Origin of the sequence: Winogradskyella endarachnes (assembly GCF_009741275.1) — a bacterium.
Lineage (GTDB): Bacteria > Bacteroidota > Bacteroidia > Flavobacteriales > Flavobacteriaceae > Winogradskyella > Winogradskyella endarachnes.
Genome location: NZ_WOWS01000005.1, coordinates 107,163 through 130,288, shown reverse-complemented (window position 1 = coordinate 130,288; position 23,126 = coordinate 107,163). Strand labels below are relative to the sequence as shown.

Annotated in this window: 19 protein-coding genes; 8 read left to right on the top strand and 11 right to left on the bottom strand. The window is 32.1% G+C overall.

What is annotated here, in order from left to right:
- Positions 1 to 62 precede the first annotated feature (62 nt).
- Both GN138_RS12790 and GN138_RS12785 read left to right on the top strand, forming a co-directional pair.
- Entirely contained in the window at positions 63 to 1,400 is a 1,338-nt protein-coding gene (locus tag GN138_RS12790) for a deoxyguanosinetriphosphate triphosphohydrolase (RefSeq protein ID WP_157364397.1), read from the top strand.
- 87 nt (positions 1,401 to 1,487) lie between these two features.
- Positions 1,488 to 1,658, top strand: a complete 171-nt coding sequence (locus tag GN138_RS12785) for a hypothetical protein (protein WP_157364396.1) — start codon at positions 1,488 to 1,490, stop codon at positions 1,656 to 1,658.
- Here GN138_RS12785 and GN138_RS12780 read toward each other — a convergent pair.
- Positions 1,635 to 3,419: a 1-deoxy-D-xylulose-5-phosphate synthase gene (locus GN138_RS12780; protein WP_317162755.1), complete on the bottom strand. Its 1,785-nt coding sequence runs from the start codon at positions 3,417 to 3,419 to the stop codon at positions 1,635 to 1,637. The two genes, GN138_RS12785 and GN138_RS12780, sit on opposite strands and share 24 nt — an antisense overlap.
- Positions 3,420 to 3,439: 20 nt before the next feature.
- Positions 3,440 to 4,366, bottom strand: a complete 927-nt coding sequence (locus GN138_RS12775; RefSeq protein WP_157364394.1) for an energy transducer TonB — start codon at positions 4,364 to 4,366, stop codon at positions 3,440 to 3,442.
- Between the two features lie 80 nt (positions 4,367 to 4,446).
- Here GN138_RS12775 and GN138_RS12770 point away from each other — a divergent pair, with 80 nt between their 5' ends.
- Together GN138_RS12770 and GN138_RS12765 are read left to right on the top strand one after the other, a co-directional pair.
- Positions 4,447 to 4,896, top strand: coding sequence for a nucleoside deaminase (locus GN138_RS12770; protein WP_157364393.1), 450 nt, complete (start codon positions 4,447 to 4,449; stop codon positions 4,894 to 4,896).
- 10 nt (positions 4,897 to 4,906) lie between these two features.
- Positions 4,907 to 5,368, top strand: a complete 462-nt coding sequence (locus tag GN138_RS12765) for a protease complex subunit PrcB family protein (RefSeq protein WP_157364392.1) — start codon at positions 4,907 to 4,909, stop codon at positions 5,366 to 5,368.
- A 137-nt stretch (positions 5,369 to 5,505) separates the two neighbouring features.
- Here the strand turns inward: GN138_RS12765 and GN138_RS12760 are convergent, their stop codons facing one another.
- The 8 genes from GN138_RS12760 to GN138_RS12725 all read right to left on the bottom strand — a co-directional run bounded on the left by GN138_RS12760 (position 5,506) and on the right by GN138_RS12725 (position 16,529).
- Positions 5,506 to 5,697 carry a cold-shock protein gene (locus tag GN138_RS12760; protein WP_157364391.1) on the bottom strand — a complete coding sequence of 64 codons (192 nt, stop codon included), beginning with the start codon at positions 5,695 to 5,697 and terminating at the stop codon, positions 5,506 to 5,508.
- 189 nt (positions 5,698 to 5,886) lie between these two features.
- A complete protein-coding gene (locus GN138_RS12755) occupies positions 5,887 to 6,132 on the bottom strand; it encodes a hypothetical protein (RefSeq protein WP_157364390.1) in 246 nt (81 codons plus the stop codon).
- A 60-nt stretch (positions 6,133 to 6,192) separates the two neighbouring features.
- The gene (locus tag GN138_RS12750; protein WP_157364389.1) at positions 6,193 to 7,977 is read right to left on the bottom strand and encodes a chloride channel protein; all 1,785 of its coding nucleotides are present in this window, start codon (positions 7,975 to 7,977) and stop codon (positions 6,193 to 6,195) included.
- 46 nt (positions 7,978 to 8,023) lie between these two features.
- Positions 8,024 to 9,778: an aspartate--tRNA ligase gene (gene aspS / locus GN138_RS12745; RefSeq protein WP_157364388.1), complete on the bottom strand. Its 1,755-nt coding sequence runs from the start codon at positions 9,776 to 9,778 to the stop codon at positions 8,024 to 8,026.
- A 78-nt stretch (positions 9,779 to 9,856) separates the two neighbouring features.
- A complete protein-coding gene (locus GN138_RS12740; RefSeq protein ID WP_157364387.1) occupies positions 9,857 to 13,399 on the bottom strand; it encodes an efflux RND transporter permease subunit in 3,543 nt (1,180 codons plus the stop codon).
- Complete coding sequence (locus tag GN138_RS12735; RefSeq protein ID WP_157364386.1) at positions 13,389 to 14,579, bottom strand: efflux RND transporter periplasmic adaptor subunit; 1,191 nt, start codon at positions 14,577 to 14,579, stop codon at positions 13,389 to 13,391. The genes GN138_RS12740 and GN138_RS12735 overlap by 11 nt, the downstream gene beginning before the upstream one ends.
- Before the next feature lie 6 nt (positions 14,580 to 14,585).
- Entirely contained in the window at positions 14,586 to 15,923 is a 1,338-nt protein-coding gene (locus GN138_RS12730; protein WP_157364385.1) for a TolC family protein, read from the bottom strand.
- Positions 15,924 to 15,926: 3 nt separating this feature from the next.
- Positions 15,927 to 16,529 carry a TetR/AcrR family transcriptional regulator gene (locus GN138_RS12725; protein WP_157364384.1) on the bottom strand — a complete coding sequence of 201 codons (603 nt, stop codon included), beginning with the start codon at positions 16,527 to 16,529 and terminating at the stop codon, positions 15,927 to 15,929.
- Between the two features lie 150 nt (positions 16,530 to 16,679).
- On the opposite strand from GN138_RS12725, the gene GN138_RS12720 reads away from it, so the two are divergent.
- Together GN138_RS12720 and GN138_RS12715 are read left to right on the top strand one after the other, a co-directional pair.
- A complete protein-coding gene (locus tag GN138_RS12720) occupies positions 16,680 to 17,654 on the top strand; it encodes a polyprenyl synthetase family protein (protein WP_157364383.1) in 975 nt (324 codons plus the stop codon).
- On the top strand, positions 17,654 to 18,004 hold the full coding sequence (locus GN138_RS12715; protein ID WP_157364382.1) for a hypothetical protein: 351 nt from the start codon (positions 17,654 to 17,656) through the stop codon (positions 18,002 to 18,004). The genes GN138_RS12720 and GN138_RS12715 overlap by 1 nt, the downstream gene beginning before the upstream one ends.
- On the opposite strand, the gene GN138_RS12710 is transcribed toward GN138_RS12715, so the two are convergent.
- Positions 18,001 to 18,549: an alpha-ketoglutarate decarboxylase gene (locus tag GN138_RS12710; protein WP_157364381.1), complete on the bottom strand. Its 549-nt coding sequence runs from the start codon at positions 18,547 to 18,549 to the stop codon at positions 18,001 to 18,003. The two genes, GN138_RS12715 and GN138_RS12710, sit on opposite strands and share 4 nt — an antisense overlap.
- A 107-nt stretch (positions 18,550 to 18,656) precedes the next feature.
- Between GN138_RS12710 and GN138_RS12705 the strand changes: the two genes are divergently transcribed.
- Together GN138_RS12705 and odhB are read left to right on the top strand one after the other, a co-directional pair.
- Complete coding sequence (locus GN138_RS12705) at positions 18,657 to 21,416, top strand: 2-oxoglutarate dehydrogenase E1 component (protein ID WP_157364380.1); 2,760 nt, start codon at positions 18,657 to 18,659, stop codon at positions 21,414 to 21,416.
- A 43-nt stretch (positions 21,417 to 21,459) separates the two neighbouring features.
- Positions 21,460 to 22,674 carry a 2-oxoglutarate dehydrogenase complex dihydrolipoyllysine-residue succinyltransferase gene (odhB, locus tag GN138_RS12700; RefSeq protein ID WP_157364379.1) on the top strand — a complete coding sequence of 405 codons (1,215 nt, stop codon included), beginning with the start codon at positions 21,460 to 21,462 and terminating at the stop codon, positions 22,672 to 22,674.
- The last annotated feature ends 452 nt before the right edge of the window (positions 22,675 to 23,126 follow it).

Below are 23,126 nucleotides of genomic sequence, written 5' to 3'. Positions count from 1 at the left end.
ATTAACTATATGTTTTTAATTTTTTAAAAAGAACTTTCTTAGTTTTGTTATAAATGAATTCTATGAACTGGGAACAATTACTCTCCTTAAAACGCTTTGGCGACACCAATAAAAGATTAAGAAAAGAACAAGATGAAACCCGTTTAGGTTTTGAAGTAGATTATGATAGAATTATATTTTCATCAGAGTTTAGAGGGCTTCAAGATAAAACTCAAGTGGTTCCATTATCTAAAACAGATTTTGTACACACACGCTTAACACATAGTTTAGAAGTAAGTGTGGTAGGAAGATCATTAGGTAGAAAAGTAGGACAGTTGTTGTTAAAAAAGCATCCTCAACTAGAGAACGTACATGGTTACACAATGAATGATTTTGGAGCTATTGTTGCGGCAGCTGCATTAGCACATGATATTGGGAATCCACCTTTTGGCCATTCTGGAGAAAAAGCCATAGGTGCTTATTTTAAGTCAGGTAATGGGGCAGAATTTAAAAATCTCTTAACCGATAAAGAGTATCAAGATTTATGTGATTTTGAAGGTAATGCCAACGGTTTTAAAATTTTAACTGAAAGCAGAGAAGGAAGAGAAGGAGGTTTAAGATTAAGCTATGCTACCTTAGGTGCATTTATGAAATACCCAAAAGAATCATTACCAAAAAGACCATCTAATCATGTAGTAGATAAAAAATATGGTTTTTTTCAAAGCGAAAAACAGATGTTTAATGAGGTTGCTTTTGAGCTAGGTTTAACAAAACGAAGTAGTGAAAACCTAAGTTTTAATAGACACCCTTTGGCTTATTTGGTAGAGGCTGCGGATGATATTTGTTATACTATAATTGATTTTGAAGATGGAATTAATCTTGGGTTAATACAAGAAGAATATGCTTTAGAGTATTTAATAAATTTGGTAAGAGACAGTATTAAAACTGAAAATTACAATGCTTTAAGAACAACAGAGGACAGAATAAGTTATTTAAGAGCATTGGCCATTGGTAGGTTAATCAATGAAGCAGCTTCTTTATTTATGACACATGAAGAAGATATTTTAGCGGGTAAATTTGAAACGGCACTATTAGATGTTAGCCAGTATAAAGCGCAAATAAAAGATATTATTAATATTAGTATCAAAAATGTTTATCAATCTAAAGATGTGATTAATAAAGAGATTGCTGGTTACGAAATTTTAAATCAGTTATTAAAATCTTTTGGTAAAATGGCATTTAATTATTTTGAAGGTAATCTTACTAATTACGATAAACTTTTATTGAATACACTACCAAAAACTGTACAGTTAAGTAATGATTCATTGTATAATAATCTACTAGCTGTTTGTCTGTATATTTCAAAATTATCTGATACCAATGCAATGTTGTTACATAAAAAATTAAAAGGCCTGATTTAAAAACCATGCATTTCATCGAATAAATTTGCTTTTTAACAGTTAATTGTTTTAATTTGATTGATATTCAAGCTGTTAAAACACCTGCTTATGAGAAATAATATACTTGGAGGCTTAGTCATATTCTTTGTTGTTGTGACTTGCCTATTAATGTTAGACGATATTTCGAGCAAAAACGATGAAAGTTTTTCTTATAAATCAAACGATGTAGAGCAAAAGGTTGAGCAAACTAAAGACCTAGTTGTTGTTAATGAAGAGTAGTAATTCTTCAATCGCTTTTTTTACTGATAACGTATCTAATTGTTGTAATTTTTGTAACTGACTAACCGAACCGTGCTCAATAAATTGGTCCTTTATCCCTAAAGTTACAATACGTTGTTTGTATTGATGTGTATTTGCAAAAGCTAAAATAGAACTAGCAAATCCTCCAATTATAGCACCATCTTCAATGGTAATTATTGCTTTATACTTTGTAAAAATGCGATGTAATAAATTTTCATCTAAAGGTTTTACAAATTGCATATCGTAGCAACCAATAGATTCATTAGTCTCTGTTAATGCTATGGCATCTTCAACATTTTTTAAAATTGTACCTATAGAGAGTATAGCAATATCATTTCCACTTTTTATACAATTACCTTTACCAATTTCTATGGTCTCAAACGGTTTTTTCCAATTTAATAAACGACCTCGTCCTCTTGGATAGCGTATGGCAATAGGGAAATCTATACCTAATTGTACAGTGTACATTATATTCCGTAGCGCAATTGCATTACTTGGTGCAAATATCACCATATTTGGTATGCAGTTTAAATAGGCTAAGTCAAAAACACCATGATGTGTTGCACCATCTTCACCAACCAAACCGGCTCTATCTAGACAAAAAATAACTGGTAAATTTTGCAAAGCTACATCGTGGATTACTTGGTCATAAGCACGTTGTAAAAATGTAGAATAGATATTACAAAACGGTATAAGCCCTTGCGTTGCCATACCAGCAGCTAAAGTAACAGCATGTTGTTCTGCAATCCCAACATCAAAAGCACGATTAGGAATAGTGTCCATCATATACTTTAAAGAGCTGCCTGTTGGCATAGCTGGTGTAATACCAACTATTTTATCATTTTTTAATGCTAACTCTACTATGGTTTCTCCAAATACATCTTGAAATTTTGGAGGTTGATTAGCATTGGATTTTACAATTAATTCTCCTGTATTTGCATCAAATTTTCCTGGAGCGTGATATTTTACTTGGTCTAATTCTGCTTGTTTTAGACCTTTGCCCTTAGTGGTAATAATGTGCAAAAATTTTGCGCCTTTTATGGTTTTTAGACGTCTTAATTCAGAAATTAGTAACGGTATATCATGGCCATCTATAGGCCCAGAATAATTAAAATTTAAAGCTTCAAAAATATTGTCTTGTTTTTCTGTGCCTTTTTTTACGTTGGTTAAATATTGTTTTAAGGCACCAACACTTGGGTCAATACCAATAGCATTATCATTTAGTATAACAAGTAAATTTGCATCAGTAACACCTGCATGATTTAACCCTTCAAAAGCCATTCCACTTGCAATAGAAGCATCACCAATCACTGCAATATGATGTTTGTCTTCACCATTCAATTGTGATGCAATTGCCATACCTAAAGTTGCAGAAATTGAAGTAGAAGAATGCCCAACTCCAAAAGTATCGTATTCACTTTCACTACGTTTAGGGAAACCACTGATACCATTAAGTTGTCTATTAGTTTCAAAAACTTCTTTTCTACCCGTAAGTAATTTGTGACCATACGCTTGGTGACCAACATCCCAAATTAATTTATCGTTTGGTGTGTTAAAAACGTAATGCAGTGCAATTGTTAACTCAATTACGCCTAAGCTAGCTCCTAAGTGTCCTTCCTTTGTGGCAACTATATTTATTATATAATTACGTAACTCTTGGGCGAGCTGAGGTAAGTCTGCTTGTTTAAGTTGACGTAAATCTTTTGGTAGATTAATATGATCTAAAAGTGTTTTATTCACGTTGTAAAAGTACAATTTAATTAGTCTTCTACCATAAAGACAATTGGTAAAGAGTAGGCAACACTTACTTTTCTTCCGGCTTGTTCACCAGGTATAAATTGAGGTAATAATTTTAAAACCCGTCTAGCTTCATCTTCTAATTGTTGATGAGTGCCTTTTGTTTTAATATGCGAGACATTGCCTTTTGTGTCTATTGTAAATTGTGTTAATATTCGTTGTTTTCCTGTAAGGTTTAATTTTTTGCCAAAATCAGTATTAAAATTTGCTGTTATAATCTCATTAATTTTATGAGTTAGGTATGTCTTCTTTTCAGAATTCGATAGATTTTGAGGCGTGTTTTGTAATTCTGGTGGTTTATTAATAGTGATATAGCCTATAATAATTTCTTCCTCTGGTAAGTCTTCTATTTCTGGTGGTTCAATAACTATGTCTCCCATAATTTCTATAATTTCATTATTTATTTTGGGAACAGTTATAGCTATAGAATCATTATTTTTAGAAATAGTCTTACATTTTATGGAATCATTTTTAATAATCGTTGTGGTTTCAATTTCTATACTAGCTTTGGTTTCTGTTTTTAAGGAGTCTACAATTTCAATAGTATTAATTTTTTTTATATTTCCATTTTGGTCAGAGCAATTTAAGAGTGTTGTTCCCATGGTAATGAGTAATGCCAATCGGAATAATTTATAAAAACTAGTTTGTTGTTTCATTAATTGCTGTGGAATTTTAATTCTAATTTCTTCGAGTTGAGAAACTTCAAATCGGCCACATATTTTCTTATTCTTAAGAGCTAAATAGTCTTCCACTTGTTCTTTAGGCATCGAAGTAAAATCAATTACTGTTTTTGAGCACGATTGGCAAAACCGACCTTTTTCATTTGGTGTCATTTTAGCCCAATTTTTGTGGCATGGTTTTGGAATTGAAATAGAATAGCTAGATTTCATAATTGTTGGCTTTGTTTGATAGCATCAAATTTCTTGCCGTGATTAATTATTATAATTTTTGAAATTGTATTTTTACAATTATGATAAATCCTTTTGACGATACTTATTTTATGAAAAAAGCCCTTCAAGAAGCGGAAATGGCTTTTGAGAAAGGGGAGATTCCGGTTGGTGCAGTTATTGTAATAGAAGATAGAATAATTGCAAGAACACATAATTTAACTGAATTGTTAAATGATGTTACGGCACATGCAGAAATGCAAGCAATAACTTCTGCTGCTAATTTTTTAGGTGGAAAATATTTAAATAAATGTACACTTTACGTCACCTTAGAACCATGCCAAATGTGTGCTGGTGCTTTGTATTGGAGCCAGATTTCTAAAATTGTTTTTGGTGCTTCAGATACACAGAGAGGGTTTAAAACAATGGGAACAACGTTGCATCCTAAAACCGAAGTTGTTAGTGGTGTTTTAGCGGAAGAAGCTTCGGCGCTTATGAAACGGTTTTTTATTGAAAAACGTAATTTAAACTAAATTGAAACACATGAAAATTAAAACCTTAATCCTATTGTCTTTAATATTTGTTTTTGGATGTAAATGCAATAAGACTAGTACTGATATGGCAAGTAAATCTGTTGAAACTGTATTAATAGCTAAAGGTAATCTTTATGGCTCTGGTGCAGAAGGTATAGAAAAACAAAATTTAGTAATTACCAATGAAAAGGATTGGAATGCATTAATAAATCAAATGGATACAATCAATAAAGTATCTCAAAGTTTTACTGAAACTAAAATAGATTTTTCAAAATATACTGTTATAGCGGTATTTTTGAATGTTAAAGGAAGCGGAGGACATTCAATTGACTTGGACGTTTCCACAACATCAGAGCAAAAAATAGTGACTGTAAAACATAAGGGACCAAAAGGGAATGCAACTAGTGTAATGACGCAACCTTATTATATTGCCAAATTAGTTAAGTCTAATTTACCTATTATGTTTCAATAAAATATAAAATGCGCATTATGTTTATAATAAACAGCATGTGCGTTCTTTATTCTGTAATGTCATATTCTAATTTTTTAGATAAGCACAAAAAAAACGCCCAACCATAGGTTGAGCGTTGAAACTTGTAAGATATATACTTATAGTACCTCTACATTAGCGGCTACCATTCCTTTTCTTCCTTCTTCTTCAGTGTATTCTACGTTATCTCCTTCGCGTAACTCTACGCCATTAAGGTTTGATACGTGTACAAAGATGTCTTTTCCTGTTTCTTCGTTGGTAATAAATCCAAATCCTTTTGAATCATTAAAAAATTTAACTGTTCCAGTCATTATAATATAATATAAAAATTAAAAGACAAAGATAAGATAAAAAAGAACGCTAATGTTAATAAAACGTTTTATTTTAAATTTTAACTTTATAATTGATAATCAATAAGTTAACTTAGAGTTGAAATTTCCTTTGTTTTCTCCCAATTGGCTTAGGGTTTTTGCTAATTTTGGTGAGATTTTTTTTTATTTTTAATACTTAGATTCTTCTTGACTTTTGCGCATTTTATCAAGATTTTCTTTTGAAAGCATATAGTCTTTAACATCTTTATCTTTCCATCTGTAGTAAGAGAATAGCGGAAAAACAATAAAAAATAAACCTACAACACCAAAACCAATTAGCTTCTCTTTGTAGTCAACATTTAAAATTAATCCACAAGCTATACTTGTAAATGAAGCTAAAAGGGCGATTAATGTAATGGTTTTTATGGGTTTCATAAAAATTTTAATTAGTGATAAGGTTTTTCTAATAGGTGAAAATAAATATTGAGTCTTTGATTAAGTAAAATTAATCAATTGTTGTCTATAAGCCGTTAAAAGTTTAGATTTTGAAATATAACCATGATATTTCCCATTCTTTATAACAGGTAAATTCCACACACCACTGACTTTAAATTTCTCCATAATCTCATTCATTGAATTTTGCTCGTAAATAATAACATCCTTACTTCCATGCATTAAACTAGAGGCATCTACTTTATCATATAAGTCAGTATTAAACATCATATGCCTAATATCATCCAAACGAATAACACCTATAAATTCTTTATTTTTATTAACTACAGGAAAGTGATTTCTTGAGGATTTAGCAACAGCATCATTCAATATTTCGCCTAAGGTCATATGTGGTTTTAAAATGATAAAATTGGTTTCTATAATTTTATCTATGTCCAATACCATAAGTATGTTTTTATCCTTATCATGCGTCATTAATTCACCACGTTGTGCCAATTTTAAGGTGTAAATGGAATTAGAGATATAATATTTAGTAATTGAAAATGAAAGCGCAGAAACAATCATTAATGGTACAAAAAGCTCGTATCCACCAGTGATTTCTGCAATTAAGAAAATTGCCGTTAATGGTGCATGTAGAACTCCGGCCATTAAACCTGTCATTCCTATTAATGTAAAATTAGATTCTGAAACTGTAAATTCTAGGCCTATATTATTAATAATTTTTGCAAAAGCATTTCCTAATGCACTTCCCATAATAAGAGTAGGAATAAAAACACCTCCAACACCTCCTGCGCCAAAAGTAGTAGTCATTGCTATAGCTTTAAATACGGCAATGCCTAAAAGTAAACCAATAACCATCCAAATATTAGATAGGTCGAAATTAAATGGGGTTCTACCTATAGCAGCAACATGGTCGCCTTTTAGTAAATTATTCATTATACCATAACCTTCACCATAAAGTGCAGGAATAATATACAGTAACGTACCTATGGCCAAACCACCAATAAACAAACGTTTTGCTCTACTTTCAAATTGTTTAAAGAAATTGGTGATGGCAAAAAAGACCTTAGAGAAATAAACAGAAGCGAAACCTGTAATTATAGCTAAAATTACGTAAAACCCAATATCATTAATTTGAAATTTGTCAGTTAACTCAAACCGTAATAAATTATCGGTTCCTAAAAAAAAGTAAGAAGTTACTACCGCAGAAACAGATGCCAGTAATAATGGTATTAATGAAGTAAATGCAATGTCTAAACTGAATATTTCTACTGCAAAAATAATTGCCGCAATAGGCGCTTTAAACATGGATGCCATTGCGCCTGCAGCCGCACAACCAATTAACAACATACGTGTTTTTTGCGACATTCTAAAAAACTGAGCAGCATTAGAACCTAGAGCAGAACCAATACTTACAGCAGGACCTTGTAATCCTACAGAACCACCAAAACCAGCTGTTAAAGGCGCTGTAATTAAACCTGCGTAAATATTGTATTTAGGTATTATACCACCAAGTTTTGAAATGGCATAAAGCGTAGAAGAAATACCATGACCAATATGTTTTTTTAGCCACGTTTGCTTAATTATGTAAACAAGTATTAACCCAATAATAGGAAATATAAAATATAATGAGTTTTGATAATTTTTGAAAAATTCGAGTTCTAATAATAGTCGTATATAGTGTGTGAAGTTTTTGAGAAGTACCGTACCAATTCCGGCTAAAAAGCCAACTAATATACTTAGTATAAAAACAAACTGACGCTCGGAAATATGCTTATATCTCCAAATTAAAAATTTTCGAAATAGCTTTTTTGATGTCAGCGCCATATTATAAAATTAATAAAAAATCCTGCAAGAAGCAGGATTTAAAATTTTAAGATTTTAGATTAAGTTTTAAACTTAATTCTGTTAGTTGCTCATCGTCAATTGGAGCAGGAGCATCTATCATTACATCTCTACCAGAATTATTTTTAGGGAATGCGATGTAATCTCTTATGGTTTCTTGGCCACCTAAAATGGCAACCAATCTATCTAAACCAAAAGCAATGCCACCATGTGGTGGTGCGCCATATTCAAAAGCATCCATTAAGAAACCAAATTGTGCTCTAGCTTCTTCTTCAGTAAAACCTAAATGTTTCAACATAATGGCTTGGGTTGCTTTATCATGAATTCTAATTGAACCACCTCCAATCTCGTTTCCATTTAAAACTAAATCGTAAGCATTAGCTTTTACCTCGCCAGGATTGGTGTCTAATAATTCTAACTGGCCAGGCTTTGGTGATGTAAATGGATGATGCATAGCGTGGTAACGCTCAGTCTCTTCATCCCATTCTAACAGCGGAAAATCCATTACCCAAAGTGGCGCAAATTCATTTGGTTTTCTTAAACCTAATTGCTCTGCTAATTCCATACGTAAGGCACTTAATTGCGCTCTTACTTTGTTTGTTTCTCCAGAAAGTACACAAACTAAATCACCTGCTTTTGCACCTGTAACTTCTGCCCATTTTGCTAAATCCTCTTGATCGTAAAATTTATCTACTGAAGATTTAAATGTACCATCATCGTTACAACGCGAATAAATCATGCCTAAAGCACCAACTTGCGGACGCTTAACCCATTTTATTAAGTTATCTATTTCTTTTCTTGTAAATTTATTTCCACCTGGTACAGCAATACCAATCACCAATTCAGCAGAATTAAAAACGCCAAAATCTTTATGCTGTGTAACCTCATTTAATTCGCCAAATTCCATTCCAAATCTAATGTCTGGTTTGTCGTTTCCGTACAAACGCATAGCATCATCGTATAAGATTCTTGGGAATTTTTCTACTTCAACACCATTTATTTCTTTAAGTAAATGACGTGTTAAACCTTCAAATGTATTTAGTATATCTTCTTGCTCTACAAAAGCCATTTCACAGTCTATTTGTGTAAATTCTGGCTGTCTGTCTGCTCTTAAATCTTCATCTCTAAAACACTTTACAATCTGAAAGTATTTATCCATGCCACCAACCATCAATAACTGTTTGAATGTTTGTGGTGATTGTGGTAAGGCGTAAAATTGCCCTTCGTTCATACGAGAAGGTACCACAAAATCTCTTGCACCTTCTGGTGTAGATTTTATTAAATACGGTGTTTCAACTTCAATAAAATCTTCGTTAGATAAATAGTTTCTTACCGCTTGTGCAACTTTATGTCTAAAAATTAAGCTGTTTTTTACAGGATTACGACGAATATCTAGATAACGATATTTCATGCGTAAATCATCACCACCATCAGTTTTATCTTCAATGGTAAAAGGTGGTACTATAGAGGTGTTTAATATATTAAGTTCAGATACTAAAACTTCAATATCTCCAGTTGGAATATTAGGATTTTTTGAAGCACGTTCTATAACGTTTCCTTTAACTTGAATTACAAATTCGCGTCCCAATTTTGAAGCCTTTTCCATAATGGCCTTTGGTGTGCGCTCTTCATCAAAATATAATTGTGTTATGCCATAACGATCTCTAAGGTCTAAATAAATCATAAAACCTTTATCGCGGACACTTTGTACCCAACCAGATAGTGTAACTTCTATATTGCTGTGTGATGCTCTTAATTCACCACAATTGTGACTTCTATACATAGATTTTTATTAGAAATGCAAAAGTAAAAAATCCGAAGTAAAGACTTCGGATTTTTCTATTTAAAATATGAATTATAATTAATTCTCAATAGCAATTGAAGAACTGTCTTCAATTTTTGTAATGGTTTCAGCTTCAGATGCTCTTAAGGGTTGTGATGTGAATTTAATACGCAACCACATTTTTAGTCTTACACTTAAGTAGAATAAAATTGGTACAACAATTAAGGTTAAGAATGTAGCTACTAATAAACCATAAATAACAGTCCATGCTAATGGTCCCCAAAATACAACGTTATCTCCTCCCATATAAATATTAGGATTAAAGTCTGCAAATAACGTAAAGAAGTTAATGTTTAGTCCAATTGCTAACGGAATTAAACCCAAAATAGTTGTAATTGCTGTTAATAAAACGGGTCTTAAACGGGCTTTACCTGCTTTAACAATACTTTCATATAAATCTTCTGTTTTTAGGTAATCTGTTTCTTCAAGATCTAGTTCGTTTTTCTTTCGGTCTATTAATAATTGTGCATAATCTAAAAGAACCACACCATTATTAACCACAATACCTGCAAGCGAGATGATACCAACCATGGTCATCATAATAACGAATGCACTTCCTGATAACACGATACCTCCAAACACACCAATAAAACTCAAGAATATTGCAATCATAATAATGGTTGGTCTAGAGATTGAATTAAATTGAAATATTAATATGAAGAAAATTAAACCAAGACCAGTAAAAAATGCGCCCATTAAGAATGCCATTTGTTTGTTCTGTTCTTCAATTTGACCTGTGTAATCAATGTGAATATCTTCAGACAAACCTTCAAAACTCTTCATTTCGTTTTGAATCTGAGTAACAATAGCTCCTGCATCTGTAAAACCTGGTGCTAAAGCAGAATATACGGTAACAACTCGCTGCGCATCTTTATGCTTTATGGCATTAAACCCTGAGTTGTTTTTTTGTTTAGCAACAGCAGAAAGTGGTACTTCTTTTAATTGACCAGTATTATCTCTAAAGGTTATATTTTGATTAAATAAGGCACTTGTATTGTATCTGTTTTCTTTATTAAAACGTACATAAATATCATAGTCTTCACCATCTTCTTTAAATATACCTGCTTTAGATCCAAAAATAGAATTTCGTAATTGCGTGCCTATTTGGTTTGCCGTAACACCTAATTCACCAGCTTTTTCTCTGTCAATTTCAACTAGCATGGTTGGCTTGTCTTTGTTAACATCAATCTTAAGCTCATCTATACCAGGTACGTTTTTAGAGTTAATAAACTCGCGCATTTTTTCTGCCGTAGCAATAAGTTCAACGTAATCATCACCTTCAATTTCAATATTTATTGGTGATCCTGCAGGTGGTCCGTTAACGTCTTTTTCTACTGAAATTATAACACCTGGATAAATGCCTACCAAAGCCTCTTGTACCTTTTGACGTAAAATTTCACTGTCTTCTCCACGTCGGTATTTGTATTCTCTCATAGAAGCCGTAATCTTAGCTTTATGTGGCATTTCTGCAGAAGAACCAGAATCTGTATTTGGGTTTCCGGCACCTTCACCAACTTGTGAAACGGTACTTTCTACTAAGAAATTTTTATCGCCATCCATGTAAAAATCATCATTGATAACCTCGTACACACGATTCTCAATTTGCTTAGTAATGGCATTTGTTTTTTCAATAGCTGTTCCTTCAGGATATTCTATATAGACAATAATTTGATTTGGTTTATTGTCTGGAAAAAACTCAATTTTAGTACGTTGTGTTGATACTGATATTCCAAAGGCAATAAAAGAAGCAATTAATAAGAGAACTGTAGTACCTGTTAAAATTTGAGGTTTCCAACCTGTTAAAGCCCAGCGCAATTGACCTTCGTACCAATTTTCTAATTTTACTAAAGACTTATTTTGAAAACTGTTAGCCCATTTTCTAATGAAGAAGCGATATGCCCAAAGCATTATTGCTGTAAACACCATTATGGTTCCTAGGCCTCTAAAAGAGCCACCAAAAATTAGAATTAATAAACCTATACTACCAACGATTGCTGTGGTTCTAATAATCTGTTTTAACGGCATATCCTTATCCTCAATAGTCATGTATCTAGATACTAATACTGAGTTAAAAAATATAGCAACAAACAAAGATGAGCCTAAAACAATGGATAATGTTATTGGTAAAATTTTCATGAACTCTCCCATAATTCCTGGCCAAAGCCCTAATGGAACAAAGGCTGCCACTGTGGTTGCAGTAGATATAATGATAGGAAAAGCAATTTCGCCAATACCTTTTTTAGCTGCTTCAATTCTGCTCATGCCTTCTTCTTCCATTAGCCTGTAAACATTTTCAACAACTACAATTCCGTTGTCTACCAGCATACCTAGTCCCATAATTAAACCAAAAAGTACCATGGTATTTAAACTATAACCAATAAGGTTTAAAAACATAAGTGACATAAACATAGACATTGGGATTGCAAACCCAACAAAAAGTGCATTTTTAAATCCTAAGAAGAACATTAAAACAGTTACAACTAAGATAACTCCAAAGATGATGTTGTTTACCAAATCATCTACTTGCCCAATGGTTTTCTCAGACTGATCGTTAGTAATAGAAACTACTAAGTCTTGAGGAAAAACATTTGCTTTTGCATCTTCTACAATAACTTGTATTTGTTCTGCAGCAGCCACCATGTTTTTACCTGCTCGTTTTTTAACATCGAGCATAACTACAGGGTCTCCAGATTTTCTAGCAAAAGTGGTTTTATCTTCTTCTTTAAAAGAAACAGTGGCAACATCTTTTAAATATATGGCGTTACCGTTTTCAGATTTTACAACAAAATTTTCTAACTCAGATGGTTTTTCAATTTCACCAATAATTCTAATTGTTCTACGCTGACCACTAGATTTTAGGTTCCCAGCAGATTGGGTTACGTTACCATTATTAATTGCTCCAAGAATATCGTTAAAGGTAACTTTAGCAGCCATCATTTTATAAATGTCTACGGCAACTTCTACTTCTTTTTCTTGAGCACCTCTTATATCTGCTTTTTTAATTTCTTGAAGATTTTCAATTTCATCTTGAAGATATTCAGCAAAATCCTTAAGCTTTTCAATAGGATAATCTCCAGAAATATTAATGTTAAGTATAGGCATTTCTTCAGAAAGGCTTAATTCAAAAACATCTGGTTCTACTTTGGCGCCATTAAAAGTTGGCCAATCTTCACTTGATGTTTCTGTATCAATTTCGTCTTTTACTTTTTGCAAAGCGGCTTGTACAGTAATGCCTTCATCGAATTCTACAATTAGCATTCCGTAGTCTTCTTGAGATGTTGAGGTGGTCTCTACAACATTACTAACCGTTTTTAATTTGTCTTCTAGAGGGTCTATAATCAATTTCTCAATATCCTCAGCTGTATTACCAGGATATACGGTGCTGACATAGATTTTTGTTTCGTTAACCTCAGGAAAATTTTCTCTAGGCATGCTAAAAAAAGCAGAGATACCTAAATAGAAAAAGAGTGCAATAAGAACATACATTGTGGTTTTATTGTTTATTGCCCACGATGACATTCCGAATTCCTTCTCAGTATTTTTTTTCTTTTTATTGTTCATTTCCCATTTCTTTATAGCTGATTACTTCAACTGATTGACCGTCTTTTACACTACGAGCTCCTTCTTTTATAATTTCTGCTCCTTCTTTTAGGTTATTTAAAACCTCTATAACATCACCTTGTGTTTTACCTGTTTCAATAATAATTCGTTTTGCAGTACCAATTCCTTTTTCATTTTTATTTGCTACAACATAAACATATTGTTCTCCCATGGCATTTTCTGAAATTACACTTTGTGGAATTAAAATAGCGTTTTCACTTGTGTAGTCGTTAATTTTTAAACGCGCTGTAAGATTAGGTTTTATGTCCTTATCTTTGTTAGGTACTTCAATTTCTGCTTTAAAAGTTCTGTTAGCAGGGTTTATAAAATCACTTGCTTGACGGATTTTAGTTTCAATTGTTTTTCCTAACACTGGGATGTTTACTTCAACTTTTTTACCAGCAACTACGTTAGATACATAGCTTTCTGGTACTTCAACTTCAATATACATATCGTTAAGATTTACAATACGCATTAGCTCAGATACACCTGCAGCGACAACACTTCCTTGTTCTGTAATGACATCATCAATAGTGCCAGAAAAAGGTGCTCTTACTACTGTTTTTGCTATTTGTTGTTGTAATTGGTTAACAGCTTCTTGTTGAGATTCATAGCTAGATTTGGCTTGTAAATATTGAATTTCACTACCAATATTTTGGTCCCAAAGACGCTTTTGACGTTCGTAGGTAGTTTTTGCTAATTCCGATTGAATTTTTAATTGTGCTACTTGTTGGCTTAATCCTCCATCGTCAATCTTTGCTAATAATTGTCCTTTTCTTACTTTTTGCCCTTCTTTTACATACACATTAGTTAGAATGCCATTGTACTCTGGTGTAATTGTTAAAAGGTTTTTTGTTGTTACATTACCTTGTAATTCTAATACGTGCTCAAACTTTTCGGCTTTTGCCGTAAATGATGTAATTAATGGTACGTTTTGAGTAGTATCTAAAGTCTTTATTTTTTCGTCTAATAGTTTAATTTGGTTTTGAATAGCTTGCTGCTCATTCACTAATTCACCTCTTTTTTTACGTATAGTTTCTAGACTGTTACTTTCTAAAACCTTTTCTGTAGAGTTCTTTTTCTCTCCTCCACATGAGACTAAAAGTAAAGTGATAATTACGATTGAATATATATTTTTCATGGTTGGTTAATTTAAAATTGTAGTGTTTAATGCGGTTTCTAAAGTGGCTTTTGTGTTAATAACATCTAGCATCGCTTGCAGCAACTCTTGCTGTGCCGTATATAATTGTGTTTGTGCTTGGCGAAGCTCAAAACTAGATCCAATACCTTCAAAAAATTTAGTTTGGTTTTTTGTTTCAATACGTTCTGCTAAATTTAAATTTTGCTTTTTGTTTTCGTAATCTTCAATAGCAAATTGATAATCGCTTTTAGCAGATGCTATTTCAAGTTTAATACGTTGTTCTGTCTCGGTTAATTCTGTTTTAGATTTTTCTAAATTTATTTTAGCTCTTTGTGTAGAAGCACTTCTCATACCAGAACTAAAGATAGGGATGTCTAATGTAACACCTAATAAAGAGGACCCAAACCAATCTTGGTTGTTGTTAGCGAAATTAAATTCTTTTGCGCCATAACCAACATAGCCACCATTAATAAAAGCATTAAGTGTTGGTAGCGCTTTGCTCTTTTCTAATTTTAGTTGTAACTCTTTAGATTTTGTATCATTTTGAGCAATTAAATAATCTATAGTGCTTTCGGGATTGTTATCTATGTCTAAAATTGATAATGATATGTTTTGTGCAGTTAAAACCTCGAGATTATCTGTTAAAATTATAGTGTCATATACATCTAATCCTAAATTAATATTAAGCATTTGGTAGGCTAACGTTTTTAATCTTTCTACATTATTGAGATTGCTTTTTACACTAGATAATGTAATTTGTAATTGTTCTACGCTTTCTTCTTCACCCAAACCATTGTCATATATTTTTTGAGTTTCAAGAAGATTTTTTTCTAAAACTTCTATATTACGGTTTAAAATAACAATGCTTTCTTCAGATAAAAGAACATTGCCATAAGCCTCTATTACAGCTTTTCTGATATCTAAGTCTGTTTTTATTTTAGCATTTTTAGATATTTCTAAGAATACTTTTGCAGATTGTAAACCTACAATATAAGATCCATCGAATATTTTTTGACTAAGAGTTGCTGTAGCTGTCATAGACTGTTTTTGGCTAAAAATATACTCTTCATTAGAGCCATCTAAGTCAAGGTCTAAAAGAGTTACCTGTTGCTTAAGCCAATTATTATATTCTACACTTGCGCTTACTTGTGGCAATCCGGTTGCTGTAGTTTCCCATTTTTGTTTTTCTGCTGCGTCGATATCTCGGGCGGCATTAATAGCGGTTCGGTTATTTTCTAAAGCGTAGTTAATAGCTTCTTGAAGCGAAAAACTTTTAGGTTGTTCTTGCCCAAATCCTGATTTAAAAATTATAAAACCTACTACTATAATTAGTGTCTTTTTCATTGGTTATATTTGATTGGTGTTTAAATTTGCTATTTTTTCTAAGCCTTTATTTGAACAGATTCCTCTTAAGTGGTATTCTAAAAAATTATTCATTAGCATTGCCATTGAAAAATTTTCACGTGGAAAAATATCTTGATCTTTTAAAGAGGTCATACTATTAAAATAAAGTCGTGCTATAAAATCAATTTCAATAGAGTCTCTGTAAAGGTTTTGTGCAACACCACGTTCTAAATTTCTGGTGACGCAACCCAACATTTTTTGGAATTGTTTTGTTTTTAGAGATGCGTAAATTTTAGGATAGTATTTTTGAAGTTGATATTGAGGTGAAGATTTTTCATCCTTTAAATGAAGCATTACAAAACGCTTAATCTCATAAATCTCTTCAACTGGGTTTTTATCTAACGCACAAATATCATCGATACCACAAGAAATATTTTCGAAAACATGCATAGCTGTTGTTTCAACTAATTTTGTTTTATTCTGAAAATGCTGATAAATGGTTTTTTTAGAAATGCCCATTTCATTAGCAATATCATCCATGGTAACACTCTTAAACCCTAAGTTTAAGAACAATTCAGTAGATTTTATTATTATTTTTTCCTTCATATTTATGTTCCGCTAAAACGGAATTTCTGTAATTATGGGGCAAACTTACAATAGGAAACTTAAAAAACAAAAAAAGTTTCCTAAGTTTTAATCTTTTTTTAACATAGTTAACATTAGTTTAAAATATGTTTAAAACATTATTTTTGTAGAATGCAACAAATTGAAAACTATCAAAAGTCGTTTCTAAAACATTTAGAAGGATTTACAGTACACAAAGAACCAAATAATTTATACCAACCTATTAATTATATTTTACAATTAGGAGGTAAACGATTAAGACCAGTATTAACTTTAATGACGGCAGAGGTTTTTGGTGAAACGTTAGATAATGCTTTAGATGCAGCACTTTCTATAGAGGTTTTTCATAATTTTTCTTTAGTACATGATGATATTATGGACGATGCACCTTTACGAAGAGGTAAAGAAACCGTTCATGAAAAATGGAATCTTAATACAGGTATCCTCTCTGGTGATGCTATGTTAATTTTGGCTTATCAGTTGTTTGAGAATTATGAGCCAGAAACGTTTCAGGCATTAGCTCAACTATTTAGTAAAACTGCTTTAGAAGTTTGTGAAGGTCAACAGTATGATATTGATTTTGAAACAAGAGACGATGTAACCATTACTCAGTATCTAAAAATGATTGAGTACAAAACAGCTGTTTTGGTTGGTGCAGCCATGAAAATGGGAGCTATTGTTGCTAAGGCTTCTCTTGAAGACCAAAATTCTATATACCAATTTGGTCGGCTACTTGGTATAGCGTTTCAGTTACAAGACGATTATTTAGATGCTTTTGGTAATCCTGAAACTTTTGGTAAACAAGTAGGAGGTGATATTATTGAAAACAAAAAGACCTATTTATATCTTAAAACGATGGAATTAGGAACCAATGAAGATGAAAAAGAATTTTTGTTTTTGATGCAGAACAATGTGTTATCTAATGAAGACAAAGTTAAATCTGCTAAGCAATTTTTTGAAGATACTGGTGCAGCCAAAGCAACGCAAGATGCTGTAAAAGATTACACCAATAAAGCTTTTAAAGTATTAGAAACTTTGAATATTTCTGAAGATAAAAAACAAGTATTAAGACTTTTTGGCGAACAATTAATGACGAGACGTGTTTAATGACTTTGCCATCTAATTTTGAAGATTTAATTATTGAAGCAAAAGGGTTAAAGTTGTATCAAAAATTAATTCTTCAGCTTAATAAAGATTTACTTTACGCAAATATAGATTTAGAATTTAATGAAGAAACGTTGCCAACGAGCCTAAAATTGGTGTTACAAGAAACCGTTTTTAACCTCGTAAATTATAAATTTTCAGACTACCTTAATTTACTTTATATTGTAGATGTCTCCGAATTAAAAATTAAAGGATTAGATGGAAGTGATCCTTTAAAACTCTCAGAAGAGGTAACGTTTTTAATACTTCAGCGCGAATGGCAAAAAGTTTGGTTTAAAGCTAAGTATTCTTAAAAATAAAAACGTACAAACGGCATCCAAGCTTCAGAGTAGATACTTTTATCTTCATCATAAAGAACGTCGTACCTTATGCCAATAGTTACATTATTAGAAACATAACCTAGCCCTAAAAATAAAGCGGGATACCAATAGTCATCATCGAGATTTGAAACAAAATTTTGATTAAAATCTCTACTCACATGTAATTGCTCAAACTCTGTAGAAACTTGCAATAATTCATAAGGATTAAATAAACCAATAACACTTCCTCCTAAAACCGTAGATTTAAATACATCTTTTTGTGAACTGTAAGAAAAATTGAGTCCAACTCCAGTAGCAATATAAGGACTAAACCTATACAAAGCATTTGGTGAAACAGCAGTACTAAAAAAGCCATCGCCAAAATTTAAACCTAAACCGCCTCCAAATTCTACGTTATTCCAAAATTTACTTTTTGTATCAGAGCCTTGACCAAATGAAAATAAAGTAAAAAAGCATATTAAAATGATACTTAATTTATTTTTTTTATTACAAAATTGCTTTAAAGATGTGATAGTCATAATTGTTTTTTCATTTTGTTATAAATATAATAAAACCTTATCTATTTTTGCTAAAAGTTGTATTTTTGGCTAAATTATGTTGAAACGACAACGTCTCAAAAAGTATAATGGATAAATATTCCTTTCTCAACGCAGCACATACAGCATACTTTGCTGATTTATACGATCAATATTTAAAAAACCCAGATTCTGTAGAACCGAGTTGGCGTGCCTTTTTTCAAGGTTACGATTTTGGCTCAGAAAATTATGGAATGGATGGTGAGATTGTAGAAGGTGTTACTGCACAGATACCAGAACAAATTCAAAAAGAATTTCAAATTTTAAAACTTATTGATGGCTACAGAAGTAGAGGTCATTTGTTTACTAAAACAAATCCGGTTAGAGCAAGACGTAAATATGCGCCAACTCTAGAGATTGAAAACTTTGGCCTTGCTCAAAGCGATTTACAATCTGTTTTTTCGGCAGGGGAAGTTTTAGGTTTAGGTTCTAATGCTACATTACAAACTATTATAGATCATTTAGAAAATATTTACTGTGATTCTATAGGTATAGAATATATGTACATAAGACAGCCTGAAGAAATTGAATGGATTCAGAATAAGTTGAATGTAAATGATAATCATTCAAAATTTACAGCTGATGAAAAGAAGTATATTTTAAATAAATTAAATGAAGCAGTTTCCTTTGAATCATTTTTACATACAAAATACGTAGGTCAAAAACGTTTTTCATTAGAAGGAAACGAATCTTTAATACCAGCTGTAGATGCTATTATAGAGAAAGCTGCGGATCATGGTGTAAAAGAATTTGTTATGGGAATGGCTCACAGAGGTCGTTTAAGTACATTAACAAATATTTTTGGTAAATCTGCTAAAGATATCTTTAGTGAATTTGATGGAAAAGATTACGAAGAAAAAGTATTTGATGGTGATGTAAAATATCATTTAGGTTGGACGAGTAATCGTGAAACGTACAACAATAAGAAGATTAATCTTAATATTGCACCTAATCCTTCGCATTTAGAAACGGTTGGTGCAGTGGTGCAAGGTATTGCAAGGGCAAAACAAGATAAAGATAGTATTACAGATGCCTCTGAAGTATTACCAATTGTAGTGCATGGTGATGCAGCTATTGCAGGTCAAGGTCTTGTTTATGAAGTAGTACAAATGGCTAAATTAGATGGCTATAAAACAAATGGTACTATTCATATTGTGGTGAATAATCAAATTGGTTTTACCACTAATTATTTAGATGCACGTTCTAGTACCTATTGTACAGATGTTGGTAAAGTTACATTATCACCAGTTTTACATGTTAATTCTGATGATGCAGAAGCTGTTGTACATGCAGCACTATTTGCACTGCATTTTAGAATGAAGTTTAAACGCGATGTTTTTATTGACTTATTAGGTTATAGAAAATATGGTCATAACGAAGGTGATGAACCAAAGTTTACGCAACCATTACTATATAAGGCTATTGCAAAACATAAGAACCCAAGAGATATTTATGCTCAGCGTTTGTTAGAAGAAGGTGTAATTACAGAAGGTTACGTTAAGCATATAGAAAAAAGATATAAAGAGTCTTTAGAAGAAAAATTAGTAGATTCTCGTAAAGAAGATAAAACCGAGATTACGGCTTTTATGCAAGAAGAGTGGAAAGGTTTTACTAGAGTTACAGAAAATAGAATGATGGAGCAAGTAGATACAACGGTGTCTAAAAAAATTCTAAAAGATATAACAAAAGTTATTTCTACTTTACCATCAGATAAGAAGTTTATAAGAAAGATTCAGAGATTAATAGAATCGCGTCAAACTATGTTTAATGAAAATCGTTTAGATTGGGCAATGGCAGAACACTTAGCATATGGCTCATTATTGTCTGAAGGTTTTGATGTTAGAATTTCTGGTCAGGATGTTGAGCGTGGTACATTTTCACATCGTCATGCTGTAGTAAAGGTAGAAGATAGTGAAGAAGAAATTATTTTACTTAAAAATGTTTCTGAAAACCAAGGGCAATTCAACATATTTAATTCATTATTATCAGAGTATGGTGTTGTAGGTTTTGACTATGGTTACGCAATGGCAAGCCCAAATACATTAACTATTTGGGAGGCACAATTTGGGGATTTTAGTAATGGAGCTCAAATTATGTTAGATCAATATATATCATCAGGAGAAGATAAGTGGAAAACTCAAAATGGATTGGTAATGTTATTGCCGCATGGTTATGAAGGTCAAGGAGCAGAACACTCTTCTGGCCGCATGGAACGTTATCTGCAATTATGTGCCAAAGACAATATGTTTGTTGCAGATTGTACTACACCTGCTAATATGTTTCATCTATTGCGTAAGCAAATGAAAGCCAATTTTAGAAAACCTTTAGTAGTATTTACGCCTAAGAGTTTATTGCGTCATCCAAAAGTTGTGTCAACTGTAGATGAATTTGCAACAGGAAGTTTTCAAATGTTAATAGATGATACCTCTGCAAAAGTAGATAAAGTAAAGACATTAGTTTTTGTTACAGGTAAATTCTATTACGATTTGTTAGAAGAGCAAGAAAAGTTAGGAAGAACAGATATCGCGTTGGTAAGAATAGAGCAATTATTCCCTTTACCTGTAAAACAAATAAAAACAATTTTAGAAAAATATAAAAATGCAGATGATGTAGTTTGGGCACAAGAAGAACCAAGAAATATGGGAGCTTACAGTCATATTTTAATGCATTTAGATGAAGCAAAACATTTTAGAGCGGCAAGTAGAAGACCATATGGTGTTCCAGCAGCAGGTAGTTCTACACGATCTAAAATTAGACATAAAGAAGTTATAGATTACGTTTTTGATAAAACCAAAAACAACCAGAGATAAAAATAAAACAACTCAAATTAGAGCTTAAACAAAAATAAAGCCCATGATTTTAGAAATGAAAGTGCCTTCGCCAGGCGAATCAATTACTGAGGTAGAAATAGCAGAATGGTTAGTAGAAGATGGAGATTATGTAGAAAAAGACCAAGCCATAGCTGAGGTAGATAGTGATAAAGCAACATTAGAGTTGCCAGCTGAAGTTAGTGGTACAATAACATTAAAAGCAGAAGAAGGTGATGCTGTGGCGGTTGGTGCAGTAGTATGTTTAATAGATACTAGTGCAGCCAAACCAGAAGGTGGTGAAGCACCAGCCAAAGAAACTAAAACGGAAGAGGCTCCTAAAAAAGAAGCGCCTAAGCCAGTTTCTACTGAATCTAAAACCTATGCAACAGGTACGGCTAGTCCTGCGGCTAAAAAGGTTTTAGCTGAAAAAGGAATTGATGCAAGTTCAATTTCGGGTACTGGAAAAGATGGAAGAATAACTAAAGACGATGCTGTTAAAGCTGTACCATCAATGGGAACGCCTACTGGAGGAAACAGAGGAACAACACGCAGTAAAATGTCAATGTTGCGCCGTAAAGTAGCAGAACGTTTAGTTGAGGCTAAAAACACAACAGCAATGTTAACCACATTTAATGAGGTTAATATGACACCTATTTTTGAGTTACGTAAGCAATATAAAGAAGACTTTAAGGCTAAACATGGCGTGAGTCTTGGGTTTATGAGTTTCTTTTCTTTAGCAGTAGTAAGAGCATTAAAGATGTATCCAGCTGTTAACTCTATGATAGACGGTAAAGAAATGTTAACTTATGACTTTGTTGATATTAGCATTGCAGTATCTGGTCCTAAAGGATTAATGGTGCCAGTGATTAGAAATGCTGAAAACTTAACGTTTAGAGGAGTTGAGTCCGAAGTAAAACGATTAGCTTTAAGAGCAAGAGACGGACAAATTACTGTAGATGAAATGACAGGTGGAACGTTTACCATTACAAATGGTGGTGTATTTGGAAGTATGTTGTCTACACCAATTATTAATCCTCCACAAAGTGGAATATTAGGAATGCATAATATTATTGAGCGTCCAATTGCTGTAGATGGTAAAGTAGAAATTCATCCTATGATGTATGTTGCTTTATCTTATGATCATAGAATTATTGATGGAAAAGAGTCTGTAGGATTCTTAGTGGCGGTAAAAGAAGCATTAGAAAACCCAGAGGAATTATTAATGGATAATAATGTAATGAAAGCTTTAGAAATGTAAGCTTTATAGTTTATAAATATATTAAAAGCGCAATTCTGTAAGAATTGCGCTTTTTTTGTTCTTAATTTACTAACTAATAATAGAACAATTAACTGTTTTAACTAAGAAAATTAACAGCAATATTGGCAGATATTACAATAACCGAACTTATAATTAACAGTGCTATAAATAGTCGGTCTCGTTTTGATGATTTATTTTTAACAGATTCCATAATTTTAGTTGTTTTTAAAGCTCTGATTTGTTTGTAAAACTCAGATTGTTAATATTTTACCTTAAAGTATTTAATAATAGCTGATGTAAAATTGCAAATAAATATGAAGCAATACCATACGTAGATCTACGTATTTTTTAAACTTTTTTAATGAAAAAAGCCTCGAACGGATGTTCAAGGCTTTAATAATCCCCTAAGAACTAACTATTAGTTCGTTATTAACCCTTAATTAATAACAACG

Excerpts from the sequence above, each read along its gene's own strand:
- GN138_RS12790 (WP_157364397.1), top strand. The coding sequence starts at position 63 with ATGAACTGGGAACAATTACTCTCCTTAAAACGCTTTGGCGACACCAAT.
- GN138_RS12785 (WP_157364396.1), top strand. The coding sequence starts at position 1,488 with ATGAGAAATAATATACTTGGAGGCTTAGTCATATTCTTTGTTGTTGTG.
- GN138_RS12775 (WP_157364394.1), bottom strand. The coding sequence starts at position 4,366 with ATGAAATCTAGCTATTCTATTTCAATTCCAAAACCATGCCACAAAAAT.
- GN138_RS12770 (WP_157364393.1), top strand. The coding sequence starts at position 4,447 with ATGATAAATCCTTTTGACGATACTTATTTTATGAAAAAAGCCCTTCAA.
- GN138_RS12765 (WP_157364392.1), top strand. The coding sequence starts at position 4,907 with ATGAAAATTAAAACCTTAATCCTATTGTCTTTAATATTTGTTTTTGGA.
- GN138_RS12760 (WP_157364391.1), bottom strand. The coding sequence starts at position 5,697 with ATGACTGGAACAGTTAAATTTTTTAATGATTCAAAAGGATTTGGATTT.
- GN138_RS12755 (WP_157364390.1), bottom strand. The coding sequence starts at position 6,132 with ATGAAACCCATAAAAACCATTACATTAATCGCCCTTTTAGCTTCATTT.
- GN138_RS12750 (WP_157364389.1), bottom strand. The coding sequence starts at position 7,977 with ATGGCGCTGACATCAAAAAAGCTATTTCGAAAATTTTTAATTTGGAGA.
- aspS (WP_157364388.1), bottom strand. The coding sequence starts at position 9,778 with ATGTATAGAAGTCACAATTGTGGTGAATTAAGAGCATCACACAGCAAT.
- GN138_RS12740 (WP_157364387.1), bottom strand. The coding sequence starts at position 13,399 with ATGAACAATAAAAAGAAAAAAAATACTGAGAAGGAATTCGGAATGTCA.
- GN138_RS12735 (WP_157364386.1), bottom strand. The coding sequence starts at position 14,579 with ATGAAAAATATATATTCAATCGTAATTATCACTTTACTTTTAGTCTCA.
- GN138_RS12730 (WP_157364385.1), bottom strand. The coding sequence starts at position 15,923 with ATGAAAAAGACACTAATTATAGTAGTAGGTTTTATAATTTTTAAATCA.
- GN138_RS12725 (WP_157364384.1), bottom strand. The coding sequence starts at position 16,529 with ATGAAGGAAAAAATAATAATAAAATCTACTGAATTGTTCTTAAACTTA.
- GN138_RS12720 (WP_157364383.1), top strand. The coding sequence starts at position 16,680 with ATGCAACAAATTGAAAACTATCAAAAGTCGTTTCTAAAACATTTAGAA.
- GN138_RS12715 (WP_157364382.1), top strand. The coding sequence starts at position 17,654 with ATGACTTTGCCATCTAATTTTGAAGATTTAATTATTGAAGCAAAAGGG.
- GN138_RS12710 (WP_157364381.1), bottom strand. The coding sequence starts at position 18,549 with ATGACTATCACATCTTTAAAGCAATTTTGTAATAAAAAAAATAAATTA.
- GN138_RS12705 (WP_157364380.1), top strand. The coding sequence starts at position 18,657 with ATGGATAAATATTCCTTTCTCAACGCAGCACATACAGCATACTTTGCT.
- odhB (WP_157364379.1), top strand. The coding sequence starts at position 21,460 with ATGATTTTAGAAATGAAAGTGCCTTCGCCAGGCGAATCAATTACTGAG.